Annotated in this window: 21 protein-coding genes; 13 read left to right on the forward strand and 8 right to left on the reverse strand. The window is 69.0% G+C overall.

Translation table 11 applies throughout. The features are described from left to right. Nucleotides 1-350 precede the first annotated feature (350 nt). Complete coding sequence (locus tag JNUCC0626_RS17045) at nt 351-677, reverse strand: DUF6204 family protein (RefSeq protein WP_285642039.1); 327 nt, start codon at nt 675-677, stop codon at nt 351-353. A gap of 67 nt (nt 678-744) precedes the next feature. Here JNUCC0626_RS17045 and JNUCC0626_RS17050 point away from each other — a divergent pair, with 67 nt between their 5' ends. Continuing rightward, nucleotides 745-1,386 carry a transcriptional regulator gene (locus JNUCC0626_RS17050; protein ID WP_394620745.1) on the forward strand — a complete coding sequence of 214 codons (642 nt, stop codon included), beginning with the start codon at nt 745-747 and terminating at the stop codon, nt 1,384-1,386. A gap of 83 nt (nt 1,387-1,469) precedes the next feature. On the opposite strand, the gene JNUCC0626_RS17055 is transcribed toward JNUCC0626_RS17050, so the two are convergent. Beyond that, nucleotides 1,470-2,969 (reverse strand): chitinase, encoded by a 1,500-nt coding sequence (locus JNUCC0626_RS17055; RefSeq protein WP_394620746.1) that lies wholly within the window; start codon nt 2,967-2,969, stop codon nt 1,470-1,472. Between the two features lie 97 nt (nt 2,970-3,066). Here JNUCC0626_RS17055 and JNUCC0626_RS17060 point away from each other — a divergent pair, with 97 nt between their 5' ends. After that, nucleotides 3,067-3,831, forward strand: a complete 765-nt coding sequence (locus JNUCC0626_RS17060; RefSeq protein WP_394620747.1) for an alpha/beta fold hydrolase — start codon at nt 3,067-3,069, stop codon at nt 3,829-3,831. Here JNUCC0626_RS17060 and JNUCC0626_RS17065 read toward each other — a convergent pair. The 4 genes from JNUCC0626_RS17065 to JNUCC0626_RS17080 form a co-directional block, all read right to left on the reverse strand. After that, nucleotides 3,828-4,658 carry an oxygenase MpaB family protein gene (locus JNUCC0626_RS17065; protein WP_394620748.1) on the reverse strand — a complete coding sequence of 277 codons (831 nt, stop codon included), beginning with the start codon at nt 4,656-4,658 and terminating at the stop codon, nt 3,828-3,830. The genes JNUCC0626_RS17060 and JNUCC0626_RS17065 overlap by 4 nt on opposite strands. Before the next feature lie 7 nt (nt 4,659-4,665). Further along, nucleotides 4,666-5,595, reverse strand: a complete 930-nt coding sequence (locus JNUCC0626_RS17070; RefSeq protein ID WP_394620749.1) for an ankyrin repeat domain-containing protein — start codon at nt 5,593-5,595, stop codon at nt 4,666-4,668. Nucleotides 5,596-5,614: 19 nt separating this feature from the next. After that, entirely contained in the window at nt 5,615-8,479 is a 2,865-nt protein-coding gene (locus tag JNUCC0626_RS17075) for an alpha-L-fucosidase (protein WP_394620750.1), read from the reverse strand. 504 nt (nt 8,480-8,983) lie between these two features. Beyond that, nucleotides 8,984-9,370, reverse strand: coding sequence for a hypothetical protein (locus tag JNUCC0626_RS17080; protein WP_394620751.1), 387 nt, complete (start codon nt 9,368-9,370; stop codon nt 8,984-8,986). A gap of 30 nt (nt 9,371-9,400) precedes the next feature. On the opposite strand from JNUCC0626_RS17080, the gene JNUCC0626_RS17085 reads away from it, so the two are divergent. The 11 genes from JNUCC0626_RS17085 to JNUCC0626_RS17135 are packed head-to-tail and all read left to right on the forward strand — an operon-like array spanning nt 9,401 to nt 19,563. Further along, nucleotides 9,401-9,946: a helix-turn-helix domain-containing protein gene (locus JNUCC0626_RS17085; protein WP_394620752.1), complete on the forward strand. Its 546-nt coding sequence runs from the start codon at nt 9,401-9,403 to the stop codon at nt 9,944-9,946. Between the two features lie 28 nt (nt 9,947-9,974). Beyond that, the gene (locus JNUCC0626_RS17090) at nt 9,975-11,054 is read left to right on the forward strand and encodes an NAD(P)/FAD-dependent oxidoreductase (RefSeq protein WP_394620753.1); all 1,080 of its coding nucleotides are present in this window, start codon (nt 9,975-9,977) and stop codon (nt 11,052-11,054) included. Beyond that, a complete protein-coding gene (locus JNUCC0626_RS17095; RefSeq protein ID WP_394620754.1) occupies nt 11,051-11,245 on the forward strand; it encodes a 2Fe-2S iron-sulfur cluster-binding protein in 195 nt (64 codons plus the stop codon). Before JNUCC0626_RS17090 ends, JNUCC0626_RS17095 begins: the two co-directional genes overlap by 4 nt. Beyond that, nucleotides 11,242-12,432, forward strand: a complete 1,191-nt coding sequence (locus tag JNUCC0626_RS17100) for an FAD-dependent oxidoreductase (protein ID WP_394620755.1) — start codon at nt 11,242-11,244, stop codon at nt 12,430-12,432. The genes JNUCC0626_RS17095 and JNUCC0626_RS17100 overlap by 4 nt, the downstream gene beginning before the upstream one ends. After that, on the forward strand, nt 12,429-13,322 hold the full coding sequence (locus JNUCC0626_RS17105) for a dihydrodipicolinate synthase family protein (protein WP_394620756.1): 894 nt from the start codon (nt 12,429-12,431) through the stop codon (nt 13,320-13,322). Before JNUCC0626_RS17100 ends, JNUCC0626_RS17105 begins: the two co-directional genes overlap by 4 nt. Continuing rightward, complete coding sequence (locus JNUCC0626_RS17110; protein WP_394620757.1) at nt 13,319-14,311, forward strand: proline racemase family protein; 993 nt, start codon at nt 13,319-13,321, stop codon at nt 14,309-14,311. The genes JNUCC0626_RS17105 and JNUCC0626_RS17110 overlap by 4 nt, the downstream gene beginning before the upstream one ends. 28 nt (nt 14,312-14,339) lie before the next feature. Beyond that, on the forward strand, nt 14,340-15,206 hold the full coding sequence (locus tag JNUCC0626_RS17115; RefSeq protein WP_394620758.1) for a hypothetical protein: 867 nt from the start codon (nt 14,340-14,342) through the stop codon (nt 15,204-15,206). Continuing rightward, nucleotides 15,207-15,887 (forward strand): hypothetical protein, encoded by a 681-nt coding sequence (locus tag JNUCC0626_RS17120; RefSeq protein ID WP_394620759.1) that lies wholly within the window; start codon nt 15,207-15,209, stop codon nt 15,885-15,887. Between the two features lie 21 nt (nt 15,888-15,908). After that, the gene (locus JNUCC0626_RS17125; RefSeq protein ID WP_394620760.1) at nt 15,909-18,353 is read left to right on the forward strand and encodes an ABC transporter permease; all 2,445 of its coding nucleotides are present in this window, start codon (nt 15,909-15,911) and stop codon (nt 18,351-18,353) included. Further along, on the forward strand, nt 18,350-18,949 hold the full coding sequence (locus JNUCC0626_RS17130; protein ID WP_394620761.1) for an ABC transporter ATP-binding protein: 600 nt from the start codon (nt 18,350-18,352) through the stop codon (nt 18,947-18,949). Before JNUCC0626_RS17125 ends, JNUCC0626_RS17130 begins: the two co-directional genes overlap by 4 nt. Further along, complete coding sequence (locus JNUCC0626_RS17135) at nt 18,946-19,563, forward strand: ATP-binding cassette domain-containing protein (protein WP_394620762.1); 618 nt, start codon at nt 18,946-18,948, stop codon at nt 19,561-19,563. The genes JNUCC0626_RS17130 and JNUCC0626_RS17135 overlap by 4 nt, the downstream gene beginning before the upstream one ends. Here the strand turns inward: JNUCC0626_RS17135 and JNUCC0626_RS17140 are convergent. Beyond that, nucleotides 19,536-19,982, reverse strand: a complete 447-nt coding sequence (locus JNUCC0626_RS17140; RefSeq protein WP_089911942.1) for an Lrp/AsnC family transcriptional regulator — start codon at nt 19,980-19,982, stop codon at nt 19,536-19,538. The genes JNUCC0626_RS17135 and JNUCC0626_RS17140 overlap by 28 nt on opposite strands. Further along, nucleotides 19,979-21,100 (reverse strand): M24 family metallopeptidase, encoded by a 1,122-nt coding sequence (locus JNUCC0626_RS17145; protein WP_394620763.1) that lies wholly within the window; start codon nt 21,098-21,100, stop codon nt 19,979-19,981. Before JNUCC0626_RS17145 ends, JNUCC0626_RS17140 begins: the two co-directional genes overlap by 4 nt. Nucleotides 21,101-21,173 lie beyond the last annotated feature (73 nt).

Genomic DNA, 21,173 nt, shown 5'->3' on the forward strand with positions numbered 1-21,173 from the left:
CCACGCACGAGCACCAACGCAACCGCAGTCGCCAAGGCAAGGTGACCACCGTCTTGGCCCGGCGCGCGCACGCAACCGGCAGCCACCAACGCACGCCAACCACCTACGAATCCTGGCGTGGCGAAGCGAAGCGAGGCCGAACGGGCTGCTACCTGGTTGGGAACCGGTTACGCCGCTCATGGCGATTGGGGCTTGACCTTGAGGGGCTGGATGACAACCTGTCTCGGTCCGGCCGGGGCGACCCGCGCGACCACCCTCGCAACCGCAGCCCAACCAACAGAACGCAACCAACCCCGCTGGAACAGGAACCGGCCAACGCAAGCCGACCCGCGTCAGCCCGTCAGCCAGGATCAGCCCAACCGCCGAGGCCGGTTGATCTTCATCTCGTCCATGTCCGTCACCTTGGCCTTCAACCCCTTGAAGTCCACCCCGAGCGCATCCAACGCCCCCGCAGCCCGCCTCAACCCAGCCTCATCCGGCTTCTCCTCAGCCACCAAAATCACCCGGTAACTGAAAAAGTCGAGCTTCTCGTCATAGGTCAACGCACCCTCCTCGCTGAACCCCGCATCCCGAAGGAAGTCGAACCCGCCCAGCCGCTCCTTCAACGCGACGCGCTGCGAATCGGTCAACTCAGCGAAGCGCCCGCGCACGAGCACCCGATAGGTGTGTTCAGCCACGACCGGGATGCTCCCCGATGACCAGCCACTCTGGCGAACGATTTCCAACCTGCGGAAGAATCACGGCATGAACGCAAAAGAGCTGGTCACGCGCATCCGGACCGAGCTGCACCCCGGTGAGCACGACAACCTGGTGGTGAAGCTGATCGAAACGGGCAAAGCGCCGCGTTCGGTCATCGCGACCTTCGCCGCCGAGGAAAGCCACATCGTGTCGTCGGACTGGCGAACATTCCTCTCCCTGGCCGCGAAGGCCGAGGAGCCGAACGCACGGGCGTTCTTCACCCTCCTCGCCGGCGGCGAGGAGCTGGTCCTCCCCATGCTCCAGCCGCTCGCCGAAGCAGCAGGCATGAAGGCGAAGGACTTCCAGTCCTACGAACCGTTCCCCGGCTGCCAGGCCTACCCGGCCTACCAGGCGTGGATGGCGCTGAACGGCGAACCGACCGACGTGATCCTGGCGATCCTCGCGAACTTCACCGCGTGGGGCGGCTACTGCGCCCGCATGGCCAAGGGCCTGAAAGAACACTACGGCTTCTCCGAAGAGGCGACCGCGTTCGTCGACTTCTTCGCCACCCCCGCGCCCCAACTCGAGGACCGGGCGATCGCCGCCGTCCAGGCCGCCCTGGACGCGGGCTGGCAACCGAAGCACGCCTGGCGCTACGGCCGCCTCCTGCAGGCCTACGAACTCCAGTTCTGGTCGACTCTCGCCTAGAAGTCCGCGGCAACACGAACTCCTGCAACACAGAACTGGGGGCGACCGAACCCGGCCGCCCCCAGCACACCATCCCCGCGCACCTACCGGGGCAGATAAGCCCTGTGCGCCTTGGAGAACTCGTAGTTGTTGTACTTGTCCCAGTTGATCGACCAGGTCATCAGCCCACGCAGGTTCGGGTACACCCCGCGAGGCTTGTAGCTGCCGCACCGCGTCCCCTTGGTGAGGCAGTCGAGCGCGGTCTGCACGTCCGCGACCGACGTGAACCCGTTGCCCGCGTACTGGGCCGCCGGCAGCCCGATCGCCACCTGCTCCTGCCGCAACGGCGCGAAGAACTTCGACGCGTCGCCACGGACGTTGAACCCGGCCAGCACCATGTCGGTCATCGCGACGTGGAAGTCCGCGCCGCCCATGTTGTGGTACTGGTTGTCCAGGCCCATCACGGGTCCGGAGTTGTAGTCCTGCACGTGCAGCAGCGTCAGGTCGTTGCGCATCGCCTCGATCACCGGCAGGTACGCGCCCGTGCGCGCGTCGCCGGTGCCCGTGCCGCCGTAGAACTGGTAACCGACCTGCACGAAGAACGTCTCGGGCGCCATCGTCAGCACGAAGTTGGTGCCGTAGCGGGCCTTCAGCGAGCGCAACGCCGAGATCAGGTTCACGACCACGGGCGTGGTCGGGTTCTTGAAGTCGAGGTCGCCGGGGTTCAGCGACAGCGAGTGGCCCTCGAAGTCGACGTCGAGACCGTTCAGGCCGTACTTGTCGATGATCGCCGACGCCGAGCGCACGAACGCGTCGCGCGCGGCCGTCGTCTCCAGCCGGACCTGGCCGTTCTGGCCGCCGATGGAGATGTTGACCTTCTTGCCCTTCTGCTGCTGGGCGCGGATGCCCGCGATGAACTCGGCCTCGGACTCGACGTTCGGGCACTCCGCGACCGGGCACTGCGCGAACCGGAGCTCGCCGGAGGTCGCGCTGGTGGGCTCGGCGAACGAGAGGTTGATGACGTCCCACTCGTCCGGAACGTCCTTCATCCGGATGTACCCGGAGCCGTTGGCGAAGCTGGCGTGCAGGTACCCGACGAGCACCTTCTTCGGCAACTGCCCCGTAGGCGGCTGACCGGTCGTGGTCGTCGTCGTAGTGGTCGTGGTGGTGGTCGTAGTAGTCGTCGTGGAAGTGGTCGACGACGTCGTGGGTCCGGTCCCACCGGTACAGGCGGCACCGTTCACCGTGCAGTTCGCGGGATCGGCGGTACCGGCCGCGTTGAACCCGAACGTCACGCTCGCGCCGGGTGCGACGTTCCCGTTGTACTCGCGGTTGACGAACGTGTTGCGGTTGCCGCTCTTGGTGAGCAGCGAGTCCCAGTAGGCCCCGACGGAGGTCGAGGCCGGGTAGTCGAACTCGACCTTCCAGGACGTGATGGCCGCGCTGGTCTCGTTCTTGATCGTCACCGTGGCGGTGTACCCGGTGCTCCAGCCGTTCTTCGAGAACGTCGCCGTGACTCCGGCGGCGCTGGCAGGGGCGAGGCTGACGATCACGGTGCCGAGCACCAGGGCGGCCACCGCGGATATTCGAGCGAACAGCAGCATGGGTAGCTCCATCCCTCACACGTGGCGGCCGGCAGGGGGTCCACCCCGAATTGGACTAGACCATCTACCGCGAAGTCAAGGTTCTAGACTTCTCTCCGTGCCCCACGCTCGTGCCGCAGACGGAACCAGGCTCTTCTACGACGTCGAGGGCTCGGGACCCCCACTGCTGCTCATCGCGGGCCAGGCGAACTCGTCCCGCTGGTGGTCACAGGTCCGCGCGGGCTTCTCCGAGCACTTCACGACGCTCGTCACCGACCACCGCGGCACCGGTTCCAGCGACAAGCCGGACGTCCCGTACAGCACCCGGATGTTCGCGCAGGACTGCGTGGCGATCCTGGCCGACGCGGGCATCGACAGGGCACACGTCTACGGCACGTCGATGGGCGGCCGCATCGCGCAGTGGATCGCCGCCGACCACGGCACCCACGTCGACAGGCTCGTGCTCGGCTGCACCTCCCCCGGCGGCGCTCACGGCATCGAGCGCAGCGCCGAGGTGCGCAAGTCGCTGGCGCAGATCGAGCCCATGAAGGCGCGCCGGGCGTTGGAGGAGCTCATGTACACCCCGGCGTACAAGGGTCCGTACAACACGCTGGGCGACCCGAACATGCCTCCCCACGCGCGCAAGCGGCACCTCTTCGCGAGCGCCGAGCACGACGCGTGGGACGTCCTGCCGTCCATCAGCGCGCAAACGCTCGTAGTGCACGGCACCGACGACATCTTCAACCCGACGGCCAACGCCCCGCTGATCACCGCGCGCATCCCCGGCGCCCGCATGCACCTCGTCGAAGGCGCCCGGCACGGCTACTTCGAGGAGTTCGCGAGCGTGGCCACCCCGCTCGTGGTCGACTTCCTGAAGCCCTAACCGGTCACCCACCGCAGGCCGCGCATCAACGCGTGTCCCGCGAACCGCACCCCGGTGGCCTCGGCGATCGGCAGGTACGGCAGCCGCAGCGGCATCCGCGCCCACACCGGCAACGACGCCACCGCCGTCGCCGCCAGGATCGCGTACGGGGCACGTGCCAGCAGCGGCACCGGCGCCTTGAACAGCAGGAACCGCGCCGCCTCCCGCGCCTCGGCGGTGCCCTTCAGCTCGGCCCGGTACGAGTCGATCCGCGCCTCCAGTTCGGCGACCGTGCGCGGCGGATCGGGAATCCCCATCTCGCCGGCGAGCACGGCCATGTCGGCGACGTACCCGTCGTAGTCGTCCAGCGGCTTCTCCCCGTACCGCTGATGGCACCGCAGGAAGCTGTCGACCTCGGCGACGTGCACCCACGCCAGCAGGTGCGGGTCGTCGGCCCGGTACGACCGCCCGTCGGACGCGACGCCGTGGATGTGCGTGTGGATGCGCGCCAGCCGTGCCACCGCAGCGCGCGCGTCCACGACCGTGCCGTAGGTCGTCATGCCGACGAATAGGCTCGTGCGCTGCAACCGTCCCCACGGGTCCGTCTTGTAGTCGGAGTGCTGCGCCACCGCCGCCATCGCCAAGGGGTGCAACGACTGCAACAGCAACGCCCGCAGCCCGCCGACGAACATGGCGTTGTCGGCGTGCACGTGCCGGATGGGCCGGTCGTCGGCGAACAGCCGCGGCCCGGGCGAACCGTGGATGCGTTGCGCGTGCTTCGCCCCCTCGGGACCCACGACCATCCCGAAGAGCCCCCGGCTCAGCTGCCTGCGCACCGCCTCCAGCATCACCCCATCATGCGCTCCAGTAGTCCCGATCGGGAAGGACGATCCACTGGTCCGGCTCGGTGAACGCCTTCGCGTTCGTCGGCCGCACCCCGGCGTACGCGCAGCAGAACGCCACCGCGCGCCCCTTGTAGAGATGCTTCATCAGCACCTCCGCGGTGTCACCGTCCTCGTCAGGCCCACCGCCGGGATGCAGGTCCCACCCGATGATCTCGCCGTCGCGGTGGCTGTTGCCCTGGTTGCCGCTCTTGGGGTTCGCGTACATGCCGTACCCGACCGTGCCCGCCGTCAACGTCTTCATCACCACGGGAGTCGAGGCAAGGAAGTACTCGGGCTGCATCAGGATGCTCCCACCGGGCACGTCGGTGACGGCCGCGACGAACTCCGACCGGTCCTCGACCATCTGCTCCGCCTCGTCCGCCGACACGATCTCGGCGTCCAGCAGCCGAATCACGTCAGCGGCACCGACCCCCGCCACGCACGCGAGGCTGTAGCCGTCGAAGAACGGGATGTCCTTCAGTGCGGCGACCAGCCTGCCGCACTCCGCCGCCGCCTCCCACTCGGCCTGCGTCAGCACCTCGTCCGACGGGATCACGTGCGCGGTGGTGAGGCTGAGCCGCGCCGGCGACCACCCGGACATCATGGGCCGCAACGGATCCGCCCCCGCCGCGAGCAACACCCGCGCACTCTCGCGATCCCCGGCGTGCACCGCCGCCCACAACGCCGTGTGCCCCCGCACGACCTGGTCCACGTCACGGACCCGGCCGGCGAGCTCGGCGACCACCTCGACGGTGCCGAACTCGACGGCCGTGTGCAACGGCGCACCCCAGCGCAGCCCGCCGTCCGGGTCCGCACCCGCCTCGAGCCGCGCCCGCACGGCCGCGAGGTCCTTCCAGTGGTAGTAGGAAAAACCCTGCCATCCTTGGTCTTCTGCCCCCATGGGGCGGCACCCTACTAGGTCACGCCAACGCGATCTGGTCCAGATCAGGCGCACCGGCGGAGTCGTTGCCGAACCTGATCGTGTTGGCCCCGGCGTTCAACGTCACCGGAATCTCGGCCACGTAAGGCGTGTTGTTGCCGATCCCGTTCAACTTCACCTCGACCGGCGCACCCCCGTTGACCGCGACGAAGTACGACCGCGGCCCGTTCACCGTGAACTGGACGAACAACCGATACGACCGTGTCTGAGGCACCACGACGTTCGGGAACGTCACCGCAGCGTCCGCCCCGCCACCGATGTTGCGCACCTTCTCCGCCCCGGAACACGCCCCGCACCCGGTGAGCCCGGTGCTGCCGAACTGGTTGGCCGAGTCCTCGGCCTCCCGCACGAACACCCGATCCGCAGGCCTGCCCCGCACCGGCACGACCCCGGAAACCTTGCGTTCACTGGACAGAACCCGAAACGCCGCACCAACCGGAACACTCACCGACCCGACGTCCTGACCCGCCGGCGAGGTAACGGTCCACGCCCCTTCCAGCACCCCGCCCAACCGCATCGACGCCCGAGCGGCCGACGGCCCGGTCACCGCCCACCCGGCAGGCACCACCGGCGCCAGCACCACGTCGTCGATCTGGTCGTCGGCGTCGAGCCGCAGCCGGGCCGTGATCTTCACCGCCTGCTGCCCACCACCAACCCATTGCACGCCATGGGGTTCCACCGTCAACGTGGTCTTCGGCGCGTACCCGGACGGCGGCAGCCCACCCACCGAAACCCGATCCAGCCCAAGTCCGTCACCCCCGAACACCTTCACCGTGTTGCGACCGGCGTTCAACGGCACCGCGACCGCAGTGGGCGCGGGCACGTCCGACCGCCCCTTGAGCACCACCACCGACACCGGCGCACCCCCGTTGACCGCAACCGACACCGCACTGTCCCGCCCAGCAGTCAAGTCGAGCTGAAGCCGATAACTCCCAGACGCAGCAACAGAAACGTCGCGGAACACAACAGCACCGAGCCCGGTGACCTGCCGCGAACCACTACAAGCCGCACAGAACTCTCCGCGCGCTCCCCCAGCCCGTTCGGCGTCCTCAGCCTCCAACGCACCCCCGCCACCCCTACGCGGATAGCTGTGCCCAACCCGAATCTCGTCGATCTTCACCTGCTTGAAGTACACCGGCGCCTGCGCCCCACCCCAGGTGCTCACCACGGTCAACTTGAGATACCGAGCCTGCTGCGCTCCAACGTCGATGAACTGCACACCCCGAGCAGACGGCAACACCCCGGACCGAACGTGCCACCACCGTCGCCCGTCATCCGAGGCCGTGACCTGATAGTCCTTGACCCGACTGGAATCCTCGGGCCGCCCGAACGACACCCGCGCGTGTGTGGGCGACACCTCCCGCTGATTGACCGCCAAGAACGCCACGTCCTTGCGCCGCCCGAGATCCAACGAGACCGACACGGGCTGCGCACCCCCAGCATCCCAGTAGGTCTCATAGCTGCCGTCAGTCAGATTCGACGCGGGAAACCCTGGGGCAGACGACGTGGCCGAAGCCTTCACCCCGCTGTAAAACCCTTGCTGCCCAACCGTCTCCACCGCGAAGACCGTGTCGTACTCATCCCACTTCGTGATGCCCTGAATCGTGAGATACCCACCCGACTGCGCGAACCGCATCCGTTCCCCAGTGCGCAAGTCCCGCACCTTGGACACCCGATACCCGTTGTCCCGCAACCGAACGAAGTCGGCCCGAGGCCGGGTCACCACGTGCACGTACTGCCGACCGCTCTTGGGCTCGATGGTGATCACCCCGTGCGCCCCGTCGTTCCAGAACCCGGGCTGCATCCCGCCGTACATGTACCCGGCCCCCTCAACCCCCTGGACCGACTCGCGAATGGGCGCCACCCACGAGGCCATGAAGTTGTTGTAAGCCTCCTGCTGCACCGGCATCTTCCCGTTGACCATGGGTGTCTCCGCCATCAACGACTTGATGGAAGACCCGGCGTTGGTCACGTACCGCCCGGTGTTCAACCGCGTGTCAACAGCATGATCCCCGCCGTCGTACCACCAGTCCCCGGTGTTGGGCAGCTTGTAACAGGCCTCCGACAACCGGGGCATGGGCGTGAAAGTCGCCGCCGGATAGTCGTACGACGGCACCATGCCGGTCTTCTGCTCGTTCGACACGGTGTCCATGATCGGCGTGTCCTCGTTGTTGTTGCTCAACAACCAGGACGGCCGCAACCCCCGAATCTGCTCGTAGAGCCGATTCCGCTCCCAGTACTCGTTGTCGTTGTCGATCCAGAACCCGGCCAGATCGTCATACCGCCGCATGACCTCGAAGAACAGGTCGTAGCTGTACTTCCCGAACCCCTCACGAGTGGTGAGATCAACCTGCTCACCCTTGTAAGCCGAGTAGGCCGCCGAGTCGAGCATCTGCACACCCTGCTCGCTGTGCCACTGCGGGTCGTCCGTCATGTACAGAACAACCCGAACCCCCTTGGCCTTGCCCGCCCGAACAAGCTCCCCGAGCAGATCCCGCCGCGTGGCACAACTCCCGGGCACCGCCGAAGGCCAAGGCCGCGCATACCCGAGCCGACTGTGAAACGTAGCCAGCACCACGTACGAGGCCCCGAGCTTCCGGGCCTCGTCAATCCAGTAGTCAGGCGTCCACCCACCCCCGGTGACGTCCCGCTCCCACTCGGCACAATCGAGATGCCTAGGCGCCGTGAACATCCCCCAGTGCAGGAACAACCCGGCCGTCGACTGCCGCAACCACTCCTGCCGCGGATGCCGAACCTCAGCCTGAGCCACCCCTTGCCCGACCGGCACGAGCAGCCCGGCCAACAAGGCAACCACCACCATCAGCCACACACGACGCAGTCCCATGCCATCGCCTTCTCGTCCGGGGCGGCGGCGAGAAGATCCGATGATTGCAACCCGACGAGGCCCGGTCAAGCCCGCCGATCGCGCAGAACGCGACCACTCATCGGAGCACTGGAGCAGTGGATGGCGGTAGAGCGCCGGGCTGCGGAGCACCAGGTCGCCGAGCGCGAGCATCGCGATGGCGCAACCGAGCCCCAACTGCAATGCCGAAGGCGAGGCGTCCTTCCAAGGCCACACGTGAAGCGGGTGAGGTGACGTGCCCACCCAACTCAGCCACGCTGCAACGAGATTGGGGCTTGACTTTGGGTGCGAGGTGCTACCACTCGTGGCTCGGCCGGGCGCTTTTCAGCCCGGCCTTTCCGGTCCGACCAGCGCCTCGCAAGGGCCCCGAAGTCAAGCCCCAATCCCTATCGACGCGAAGCGGCGATGAAATGACCCGTCCGTCGAAAGTCTTTGCACCCCACCGAAACCACCGCACTGGTGACGTGACAGGCGACCCCAGGAGCGTCAGCGAAGTGCCTCAACCACCTTCGCCACCATCTCCCGCTCAGCCAAAGCCACATCCCCATCAGCCCCAGCCACAGACCGGCACATCTCCGCAACCGCAGCCCGGAAAATCGCCACATCCCGAGCCTCACGCCCAGAAATGATCACCACGGACTCCCGCAAAGCCGCCAACACCCCAGCCTCGACATCCGAAGCCGACCCGGACGGCAACGAAGGCGGCGCAGCAGACACGATCGCCCGCAGGTCGTCCGACAGCAGCGTGATCGCCCGAACCCCGGCCTGGCTCTCGACGTCCACCTCCCCGGGGTCCGCAGTGGACACCAGCACCATGGCACCGAAAACGGCCGTGCGAAGGATCTGCCCCTCCGCCTCCGTGTACGCAGTCATACCCGCAAGCCTATGCAACGATCAGCAACCATGAGTGCGGGTCAGGTGCTAGGCGCCAACATCAGGGCGTTCCGCGAGCAACGCGGACTGTCCCTGTCCGAACTGGCCAGGCGGTCCTCCATCGCCAAGGGCACCCTCTCCCAGCTGGAGAGCGGCACAGGCAACCCGACCATCGAGACAGTGTTCAGTTTGTCGAACGCTCTGGACGTTCCCGTCTCGGAACTGGTCACCGAACGAACGCCCCCGGACGTGGTCCTCGTCAGGGCAAGAGACGTCGAAACGCTCAGCAGCAACGCCGTGGACCTCCGCCTGATGCGCCGGATGGACATCGGCGACACCGTCCTGGAGATCTACGACCAGCGAGTGAGGCCAGGTCAGACCCAGACCACCGAGGGCCACCCCGGCAAGGAACACGTGCTGGTCACGAGCGGGAAGCTCAAGGTGGGGCCGGTCGAGAAGCCCTACGAGCTGGGCCCTGGCGACTACGTCTGCTTCCCCGGCTCGACCCCGCACCTCTACGAGACCGTCGACGGCGAAGTCAGTTCGGTACTGGTGCTGGAGTACCCGAAGCACTAACGTTCATTCTATTGAACGGAGGTGGGCGATGCACCCGGACGTCGTGGTCATGGGCGCGGGCATCATCGGGGCCGCGTGCGCCCAGGCGTTGCACAGCCGCGGCCTGACCGTTCTCGTCGTCGACCGGCACGGACCGGCGTCCGGCACCAGCGCGGCCGGCGAGGGGAACGTCCTCGTCAGCGACAAGGAACCCGGCCCGGAACTCACGCTCGCCCGGGCGAGTCGCGCGCTGTGGCCACAGCTGGCAGAAGACGCCGAATGGGAGGAAAAGGGCGGACTGGTCGTAGCGACCACCGGCGACGCCGTCACGCCCCTCCAGAAGTTCGCCGCCGCTCAAAGAGCCGCAGGCATCGACGCGTGCGAGATCAGCGCCGAAGACGCCCTGCAGCACGAACCCCACCTCAACCCGGAGATCACCGCCGCCGTCCACTACCTGGAGGACGCGCAGCTGAACCCGGTGAAGGCCACCCGAACTCTCCTGCGCGGCATAGCCTTCCAACGGCAAGAAGTGTCCGCAACGGACGGCCGCAGCGTCACCACGAAGCAGGGCGTGATCAGCTGCGGCGCCGTCGTCAACGCCACCGGGCCGTGGGCGAGGAGCTTCGGCGTCAACGTCCTCCCCAGAAGAGGCGTAGTGCTCGTCACGACCCCGATCCCGGGCCGGATCCGGCACAAGGTCTACGACGCCGACTACGTGGGTGCGGTGGCGAGCGGTGACGCCGACCTCCAGACGTCCGGCGTGGTCGAGTCCACGCAGGCCGGCACGGTGCTGATCGGGTCGAGCCGCCAGCGCAAGGGCTTCGACGACACGATCGAGAGCAAAGTCCTGAAAGCGTTGGCGCAAAAGGCCATCGCGATGTTCCCGATGCTCAGACAAGTCCCGGTCATGCGCGCGTACGGCGGCTTCCGCCCCTACGCCCCGGACCACCTGCCGATCATCGGCGAAGACCCGCGAACCCCAGGACTGTGGCACGCCACCGGACACGAGGGCGCGGGCGTCGGACTGGCCCCGGCGACCGGCCACCTGCTCGCGGACCTGCTCACCGGCGCCACCCCGCTCACGGACCCCGCGCCGTTCCGCGTCGACCGGCCGGAGGTGATGGTGTGAAGGTGACGTTCAACGGCCTGCAAAAAGACGTCGCGCACGTCGCGGAGTTGTTGCCCGGCAGGTTCTTCTGCGGCATCGGCGTGTGCTTCGGCTGCGTCGCGGAGATCAACGGCGTGCCCGAGGTGCGCGCGTGCCGCCACCCGCTGCGCGATGGCGACGTGATCACCACCGACGACAGGCACCGGCCATGAGAGTCGTAGTAGTAGGCGCCGGCCCGGCAGGAATGGCCGCGGCAAGAACAGCCGCCGACGCGGGCGCAGAAGTCACCATGGTCGACTCCGAACCCGAGGCCGGTGGCCAGTACCTGCGCGGCAGAGCCAAGTTCAGCCACGACAAGGTCACCCACCTCAAGAACACCGAGGCCTGGCTGGTCGAGAACCAGACGCTGCACCTGCGCGGCCACTCACCGCTCACCTTCGACGCGCTCGTACTAGCGACCGGCGCCTACGACCGCCCCCTGCCGTTCCCAGGCTGGGACGGCCCCGGCGTCATCACCGCGGGCGCCGCCCAGGCCCTCGCCAAGCAGGGCGTCACCTTGGCCGAACGCGTCATCGTCAGCGGCTCGGGCCCGTTCCTGCTGCCGGTCGCCACGGCCCTGCAGGACCTCGGCGCCACGATCGTCGGCGTCTACGAGGCCTCCTCCCCCATGAGATGGCTGCGCGAAACAAGAGCGATCGCCGCCAACCGCCACAAGATCGGTGAGCTCGCGAGTTACCGGAAAGTCCTGCGCCACCTGGAGACCCGCACGGCCGTGATCGCCAAGCACGGCAGCAAGGTCACCGTCGCGAAGCTCGACGGCCAGTGGCGCCCGACCAGTCACCGCACCGAGCACGCCGATCTCGTCTGCGTCGGCTACGGCTTCCTCCCGCGCACCGACCTCGTCCCCGAGGCCGCCCGCACCAACGACTTCCTGGACGTCGACGAACGCCAGCGAACGTCCGTCCCGAACGTCTACGCGGCCGGCGAGGTCACCGGCATCGGCGGCGCCGACTTGTCGGAGGCAGAAGGCATCGTCGCCGGCGCAGCAGCGGCAGGCCACCAGCCACCACCACAAGCCCTCAAGGCGGTCAGGAACGGCCGCCTCTTCGCCGAAGCCCTCACCAGGGCACACGCGATCCACCCCGGCTGGCAGACGTGGCCCAACGAAGACACCACCGTCTGCCGCTGCGAAAAAGTCCAGCTCAAAGACCTCGCACCCGCAGTCACCATGCGCGAACTCAAGCTCACCAGCCGCGTCGCCTTGGGCAGGTGCCAGGGCCGCATCTGCGCCCGCAACGCCGCCGACCTCACCGGCGTCCCGTTCGACGGACAACGCCGCGTCATCGCGATCCCCATCCCCCTCGGCGAACTAGCAGAACTCCCGGAGGAACAGTCATGACCGAACGCCTCGACGGCGTCATCGTCGCCACGGCACTCCCCTACGCCGAGGACTCGAAAGCTCCAGCCGGGCTACGCCCCGATCTGGACAAGTTCGCCGAGCACTGCCGCTGGGTCGTCAAGAACGGCTGCCGCGGCGTCGGCCCGAACGGGTCGCTGGGCGAGTACTCCTCCCTCACCGACCAGGAACGGCGGGAAGTCGCGCAGACGGCGATCGCGGCCGTCAAGGACAACGGCATCGCGGTCATCGGCGTGCACGGCGTGGGCGCCCACCAGGCACGGCACTGGGCGGAGCTCGCGGCCGAGGACGGCGCGGACGGCGTGCTGTGCCTGCCGCCCACGATGTACCGAGCGAACCGCGGCGAGGTCGTGCACCACTTCCGCGAGGTCGCGAAGGCCGGGCTGCCGATCATGGTCTACAACAACCCGATCGACACCAAGGTCGACCTCACACCGGACCTGCTCGCCGAACTGGGGCAGATCGAGAACGTCGTAGCGGTCAAGGAGTTCTCCGGCGACGTGCGCCGGGTGCTGGAGATCAAGGCCGCCGCGCCGCACCTCACGATCGTGGCGGGCGCGGACGACGTCGTGCTGGAGAGCCTGCTGATGGGCGCCACGGGCTGGTTCGCGGGCTACCCCAACGTGTTCCCGGCCGAGAGCGTCGAACTCTTCACCCTCGCCCGGGAAGGCAAGCTCGACGAAGCCCGCCGGCTGTACGAGAAGCTCGTGCCGGCGTTCCGCTGGGACTCGCGCACCGAGTTCGTGCAGGCCATCAAGCGGTCGATGGACTACGTCGGCCGGTTCGGCGGCCCGTGCCGTCCCCCGCGCGGCCCGCTGAGCGCCGAGCAGCTCGCCCAGGTCGACGCCGACATGAAGCTGGCGACGTCATGAGGTTCAAGAAGTACTTCAGCGCCGTCGACTCGCACACCGAGGGCATGCCGACGCGCGTCATCACGGGCGGCGTCGGCGTGATCCCCGGCGAGACGATGGCCGAGAAGCGGCTGAACTTCATCAAGAACCACGACCACATCCGCAAGTTGCTGGTCAACGAACCGCGTGGGCACGCCGCGATGAGCGGCGCGATCCTGCAACCGCCGACCCGCCAGGACGCGGACTGGGGCGTGCTGTTCATCGAGGTCTCCGGCCTGCTGCCGATGTGCGGGCACGGCACGATCGGCGTCGCCACGGTGCTGGTCGAGACCGGCATGGTCGAGGTGACCGAGCCCGTCACGACCGTCCGCCTCGACACGCCGGCCGGGCTGGTGCTGGCCGACTACGACACGCGCACCAAGCTCGTGACTATCCGCAACGTCCCGGCGTACGCGCACGAGCTGGACGCGAAGGTCACCGTCCCCGGACTCGGCGAGATCACCTACGACATGGCGTACGGCGGCAACTTCTACGCCATCCTGCCGCTCGAGCGGCTCGGCATCCCGTTCGACAGGGCCGAGAAGGACAGGATCCTCGTGGCAGGTCTGTCCATCATGGATGAAATCAACGCCACCAACCGCCCGGTGCACCCGGCCGATCCGGCGATCAGCGGGTGCAAGCACGTGCAGTTCACCGCGCCGGGAGAACAAGGGGCCGACTCGCGCAACGCGATGGCGATCCACCCCGGCTGGTTCGACCGCTCCCCTTGCGGCACAGGAACTTGCGCCCGAATGGCCCAGCAGCATGCCCGCGGCCTGCTCCACATAGGTCAGGACTACGTCAACGAGTCGTTCATCGGCACCAGGTTCATCGGCCGTCTGGTCGAGGAAGTCTCACTTGGTGACCGCACGGCCGTTGTGCCCACAGTGGCCGGTCGTGCCTGGATAACGGGCATGGGTCAGTATTTCCTGGACGAGACGGATCCGTTTCCGGAGGGATTTGCGCTCTAGTCACCGGGCAGTCACTACAGTCAAGTCCGTGACAACGACGCCCAGTCTGGAAGCGCTGCTGCGCATCGGACCGTTCCACTCGGCACTGCGCGCGGCCATCCGCCGCCGCGGGCTCACGCTGGAACGGCTCCGGCTACGCCTCGCGCAGCAGGACGTGGCGGTCGCGCTGTCGACGCTCAGCGACTGGCAGCAGGGCAGGGTGCGGCCGGTGTCCCCGAAGTCGCTCAAGGCCGTGGCGGTGCTGGAGGAACTCCTCGAGCTGCCGCCGCGGTCGTTGCTCGCGCTGCTGGAGAACACCGGCCCGAGCGGCTGGCCCGCCGTCGTGCCCGGCATGATGCCCGGCTTCAACGCCAACGACCTGGAGATCCTCTCCCGGCACGACAGGGTGTTCGTCGACGCCGACCGGCACGCGTCCCGCGTCGAGGCGAAGGTGGTGGTCCGCGCGCGCACCGACGGCGTCGACCGCTTCCACGCGCACTACTTCTGCGACGACTCGGTGGAGACCGCCGAGCTGCACCAGGAACCCGTGCGCAACTGCCGTCCCGGCCGGTCCACCCGCGACGAGTCCGAACGCCTCGTCGTGGACGAGTTGCTGTTCGACCGGGCGTTGCGGGAGGGCGAGACCTGGGTCTTCGAGTACACCGCGCACGACCCGACGAAGCTCGACAGCATCGAGTACGCGCACGGCGTGCGGTGCTTCCTCGCCCAGAGCCTGATCGAGGTGCACTTCGACCCGGCCGCCATGCCCGTCGACCCGCACGTGTACCTGCAGGACTGGGAGGAGCAGGAACCGCACCGCACGATCGACCTGAGCCCCGACCACACCCACTCCGTGCACCACTTCGAGACTGACGTGTCGGTGAACTGGGTAGGTATCCGCTGGAGGTGGGCATAGTTGATCACTACTGAGTTCGTCCCCGGCGCCCCCGCGTGGCTCGAGCTGGGCTCGTCCGACGAGGCGGCCGCGGCGGAGTTCTACGGCGCGGTGCTGGGCTGGGGCTACCACCCGGTCGACTCGCCGGGCGGTGGTGTGTTCACGTGCGGCGGGCTGGCGGTGGCGGGGCACGTGAGCGCGCAGGCGGCCTCGTGGACCGTCCACTTCGCCGCGTCCGGGCCGGGTGCGGCCCCACGGCTGACGGACCCGCACGGCGCGGATGTCGGCGTGTGGATGGCGGAGGCGGGCACGCCGAGCGGTGCCGGACTCGGCGCGGTGTCCAGCCCCGGCTCGCTCACCTGGCTGGAACTCCACTCCCCCGCGCCCAGCGCGTCGGCGGCGTTCTACCGCGCGCTCTTCGGCTGGGAGATCGAACTGATCCCCGGCGCGCCCGGCCAGTTCCTGCGGCCCGCCGGCACCGGTCCCGGCCGCATGTTCGGGGCGATCGTCGCGGACACCCAGGCGTTCTGGCTGCCGTACTTCGAGGTGGCCGACGTGGATCAGGCGGCGGCCTCGGCGCCGGTCCTGCTCGCACCCCACGACCTGGACGACGTCGGCCGGATCGCGGTGCTCGTGGACCCGTTCGGAGCCAGGTTCGGGGTCATGCGTTCTGTTACCACCGAAAGCCTCCCCAAATCCTGAGTCGCCGGTTAGCGTGCGCAGGTGCAGTTGCCGTGGAGAGCCGCGCCCAGGGCAGCGCTGTCGAGCCCGCTCACGTTGCTGGTGAGCATCGCGACGACGTTGCTGCTGGGCTTCGTGGTGGCCGCGGCCGCCCTGCACACCTCCGCCGCCGGCAGTGCCGCGCTCGCCTACCAGCAGAGCCGCATGTGCCCGCATTCCGTGCATCCGGCGCTCGACGGGGACGGCCTGCCGCTGTCCACGGCCGTGTCGATGGCGGCGCGCAGCGATCTCGGCGGTGCCTACTCGCGCATCGGCAGGCCTGACTTCAACGGTCTCGCGACCTACGGCAGGTTCGGCTACCGGCCGGACGCGCGGGCGCACCTGGCGGTCGTGCAGGGCGGCGGCAGCGGGTTGTGGGTGCCGCAGTCGATCGCCACGGCCGCTCGGGTGAAGGTCGGCGACCGGCTGACCGGATCACCGCTGGTCGTGAGCGCGATCTACGCCGACCTCGCGCAGCCCGTGGACGGCTGGTGGTGCTCCGAGGCGCAGACCGTCGTGCCGAACCCGCTGGGCGGTGACGGCGCCAGCACGTCGGTGATCTGGGTGTCCTCGGTGGACGACCTGGCGAAGCTGCCGGAGGAGTTCGCCGGGAACGCGACGGTGACGCTGCGCTTCGCCGCCGACCCGCCCGCGACGATCGCCGAGGCGGAAGCGTTGCGGGACAGCGGGAACGCGCTGCTGTCCGCGTTGGGACTGCCGTTGACGCGCACGGACCTGCTGTCCGGGGCGATCACGGCCGCGCGGACCTCCGAACGCAACGTGTCGTCGGCCCTGCTGCCGTTGGTGATCATCAGCGTGCTGGTCGGGCTCGCCGGTGTCGGGACCGTGACGGTGCAGTGGGCGCAGCGCAGGCATTCCGAGCTGCGGCTGCTGTGGGTGCGCGGGGCGAGCCCGCTGGCCTTGGGCCTGCGCGGGGTGCTGGAGCTCGGGCTGCCGCTGGTCGTCGGCGGCGTGCTGGGGCTGCTGGCCGCACGGCTGTTGCTGCCGCTGTATGCGCCAGGTGTGGTGCTGGCGCCGGGAACCTTGTGGCTGGCCTTGGGGTTCGTGCTGGCCGTGGTGGTGCTGAGCCTCGCGGTGACAGTGCTGGTGGCCTCCTGGCGGGCGCACCGGACGTTCCAGCGGCAGGCGCGGTCGCGGCGGCTCGGGCTGGTGCCGTGGGAGCTGGTCGTCGCCGGACTCGCGGTGCTCGCGTGGTTCCGCCTGTCCGCCAACGGGTTGGGCACCTCGCCGAAGCTGGGGACGTTGCCGCGCATCGACGTGGCGGCGCTCGCGTTCCCGTTGCTCGTGGTGCTGGCGGCGGCGTTGCTCGCGACGCGGCTGCTGCGCTGGTCGCTCGGGTGGTCGCACCGCGTGCAGTGGTGGCGGGTGCCGGCCGCGCAACTCGCCCTGCGTCGGCTGGCCGCTGCCGTCGGTCCGGTGACCGGGGTGCTGCTGGTCGGTGTGCTCGCGGTCGGCACTATCGCCGTCGGCAGTGCGGTCGCCGGGGCACAGCAGTCGGCACTGGACTCGAAGTCGGGCGTGTTCGTCGGCGCCAACAGCACGGTGCAGGTGTCACAGGACGTCGCACTGGGCCGGGTGGCGCTGCCGTCGGAGTTGCAGGGCACCACAACCCTCGTCGGCGTGAGCACGGGCGCGTTGGTGGTCGACCCCGGGACGTTCACGGACGCGGCCGTGCTGGACGACGCTCCGGCGGTCCGCTCGCTTCTCTCGGGGTTGAAGCGCGAGGGTGAGGTCGCGCCGGCGTTGCGGATCGGGCGGTCGGCGAACCAGGAGATCCAGATCGCCGGGCTGCCGTTGCTCAAGCCGGTGGCGCAGCTGCCGTCGTTCCCGAAGCTCGGCACGCGCGGGTACGTGGTCGTGAAGGACTCGGTGCCCGCCGTCGAGCAGGTCGGCTCGTGGCACCTGTGGTCGTCGCTTCCGTTGCCCGCCTTGACTTCCACGTTGCAGGAAGCGGGCATCCACTACACCAACGTCGCCGACCGCGCGCGGGTGCTCGACGGGCTGCCGTTCCTGACCGTCGAGTGGACGTTCGGGTTCGTGGCGGCGATCGGGGTCGTGCTGGCCGTCGTCGCGGCTGTGGCGTTGCTGCTGGCCGTGGAGGTGCGGCGACGCCAGAACGCGGTGTCCGGCGCGTTGTCGACCCGCATGGGCATGCGCCCGGCCGTGCTGTGGTCGAGTCATCTGCTCGAGGTGGGCGCGTTGGCGTTGCTGGCGATGGGGATCGGCGTGGTCGCGTCGTTCGCGAGCGCCGGGGCGGCCGTGCCCCGGCTGGATCCCGCGCCGTGGATGAACCCGGCGCCGATGCTGCCGGATCTGGTGCCGTTGCTGGGATCCATGCTGGCGGGTGGCGCGCTGGTGGTCGTCGTGGCGGCCTGGCTCGCGTTGCGCGGGGTGCGCAACGCTCGGATGGGAGAGTTGCTCAGGTGATCCGCGCTTGTGGCATCGGGGTGTCCTACGGTCCGGTGCGGGCCGTGTCGGACGTGTCGCTGTCGATCGCACCCGGCCTGACCGTCCTCTCCGGACCGTCGGGGTCCGGGAAGTCGACGCTGCTGCGGGTGCTGTCCCTGGTCGAACGTCCGTCGCTGGGCGAGGTGTTCGTGCGGGACGTGCCGACGTCGGCGATGTCGTGGGCGGACCTGAGGGCGTTGCGGCGCAAGGAGATCGCCGTGGTGTTCCAGAACCCCGCCGACAACCTGATCGCACATCTGACCGTCGGGGAGAACCTGCGCGCCGCCGGGGCGGACGACCACTCGTTGCTCGACCGGCTGGGGCTGGGCGGGTCCGCGACGTGGCGGATCGGCGCGCTTTCCGGTGGGCAGCAACAACGTCTGGCGTTCGGGTGTGCGCTGGCCCGGGGCGCTTCCGTGGTGGTGGCGGACGAACCGACGTCACAGCTCGACGTCCGGTCGGCCGATCTGGTGCTGGAGATCCTGGAGTCGTTGCCGGTGCCCGCCGTCGTGGCGTCGCACGACCCGCGGCTGGTGTCGCTGGCGGACCTGTGCATCCCGCTGGCCGCGTCATGATCCGCGCGGACGGCGTGCACCGCGCGTTCGGCGGGGTGTCCGTGCTGCGCGGGGTGGACCTGGCCGTGGCGGCCGGTGAGCTGGTGACGCTGAGCGGGCCGTCGGGTTCGGGCAAGACCGCGTTGCTGTCGTTGTTGTGCGGCTTCGACTTCCCGGACACCGGGTCGGTGCTGCCGGGGCTCGCGTCGTGGTCGGCGTGCGCCGTGCTGCCGCAGTCGCTGGGGCTCGCGTCCGAGCTGACGCTGGAGGAGAACGTCGCGCTGCCGTTGCGCCTCGCCGGACGTGAGGTCGCCGGAGTGGCGGAACTGTTGGCGGAGCTGGGAATCTCCGGGCTGGGCGCCCGGTATCCGGGGCAGGTGTCGTTCGGTCAGCAGCAACGGGCCGCGCTGGCACGTGCCGTGGTGGCGCGGCCTTCGGCGTTGCTCGCGGACGAACCCACCGCGCACCTCGACGCCGTCAGCGCTGTCGCCGCCGTCGGGTTGCTGCGACGCGTGGCCGACGAGGGCGCCGCGGTGCTGATCGCCACGCACCACGACGCCGTGCACGCCATCGCCGACCGGGTTCTCGTCCTGGCCGACGGACGGGTTCAGACCGCCGGAGGCCTGTCCTCGTAAGGCGTCGACAGGACCACCGTCGTCCGCGTCGACACGTTGGCCGACTCGCGGATCTTCTGCAGCAGTTCCTCCAGCGCCACCGGCGAGGACACCCGCACGCGCAGCACGTACGAGGCGTCGCCCGCCACCGAGTAGCAGGCCTCGATCTCCGGCAGGTGCTCGAGGCGCTTCGGGTAGTCGTCGGGCTCGGAGGGGTTGATCGGGAAGAGCGAGATGAACGCGGACATCGGCAGGCCGATCTCCGCGCCGTCCAGGCGGGCCGCGTAGCCCTTGACGATGCCGCGCTGTTCGAGGCGCTTCACGCGCTGGTGCACGGCCGACACGGACAGACCCACGCGCTCGGCGAGGTCGGTGAAGCTGCACCGGCCGTCCGAGGCGAGTTCCTTCAGGATCGCTCTGTCGATCTGTTCGAGGGTCAAAGCACCACCAGTTCGTGAGGTCGGTTGTTGAAGGACTCGACGCCGTCCTGCGTGGCGACCACGATGTCCTCGATGCGCGCGCCCCAGCGGCCGGGCAGGTAGATGCCGGGCTCCACGCTGAAGGCCATGCCCGCTTCGAGCGGCAGGGAGTTGCCGCTGACGATGTAGGGCTCCTCGTGCACGTCCAGGCCGATGCCGTGGCCGGTGCGGTGCACGAAGTACTCGCCGAAACCCGCGTCGGTGATGACCTTGCGCGCGACGGCGTCGATCTCCTCGCACGTCACACCGGGCCGGACGGCCTCCACGGCGGCCTTCTGCGCTGCTTCGAGGACGGCGTAGGTCTCCCAGACGTCGTCGTAGGCCGGCTCGCCCATCACGTACGTGCGGGTCGAGTCGGAGTTGTACCCCTCGGCGACGGGGCCGCCGATGTCGATGACCACGACCTCGCCCGCCTGCACGACGCGGTCGGAGTCGCGGTGGTGCGGCGAGGCCCCGTTGGGCCCGGACCCGACGATCACGAAGTCCGCCACGGTGTGGCCTTCCTCGACGATCGCGGCCGCGATGTCCTTGGCGACGTCCCGCTCCGTGCGTCCCACCCGCAGGAACTCGCCCATGCGCGCGTGCACCCGGTCGATCGCCTGCCCGGCCTTGCGCAGGGCGTCGATCTCGGCGGAGTCCTTGCGCATCCGCAGCTCGCGGATGATCGGCCCGGCCAACGCCTGCGTGCCGCCGATCGCGTTGTTCAACTTGATCGTGTGCAGCGCGGGCATCATGTCGGCCACAGCGGTGTTCTTGCCCTTGAGCGCGGCCTTGACCAGCGCGTACGGGTCCTCGCCGTCCACCCACGTGACGACCTCGACGCCGAGTTCGTCGGTCGGGATGGCGGCGTAGCCCGGCTGCTCCAGCTTCGGCACGACGAGGCGCGGGGTGCCCCCGACCGGCAGCGCGAGGCAGGTGAGGCGTTCGAAGGAGTCGCCACCGGCACCGATCAGGTACCGCAGGTCCGAGCCGGGCGAGATGAGGAGGGCGTCGACGCCCGCCTGCTCGGCGGCCGCGGTCGCACGGTCAAGCCGCGCACGCAGCGCGGACACGTCGATGGGTCCGGTGATCGTTGCCATGGCCGAAATCCTAGTGCGTGGACCCTTCCGCCCGCCGCGCGCGTTCACGTGGGTGACCGCGACACCACGACTC

Origin of the sequence: Lentzea sp. JNUCC 0626, assembly GCF_043632865.1 — a bacterium.
Taxonomy (GTDB): Bacteria; Actinomycetota; Actinomycetes; order Mycobacteriales; family Pseudonocardiaceae; genus Lentzea.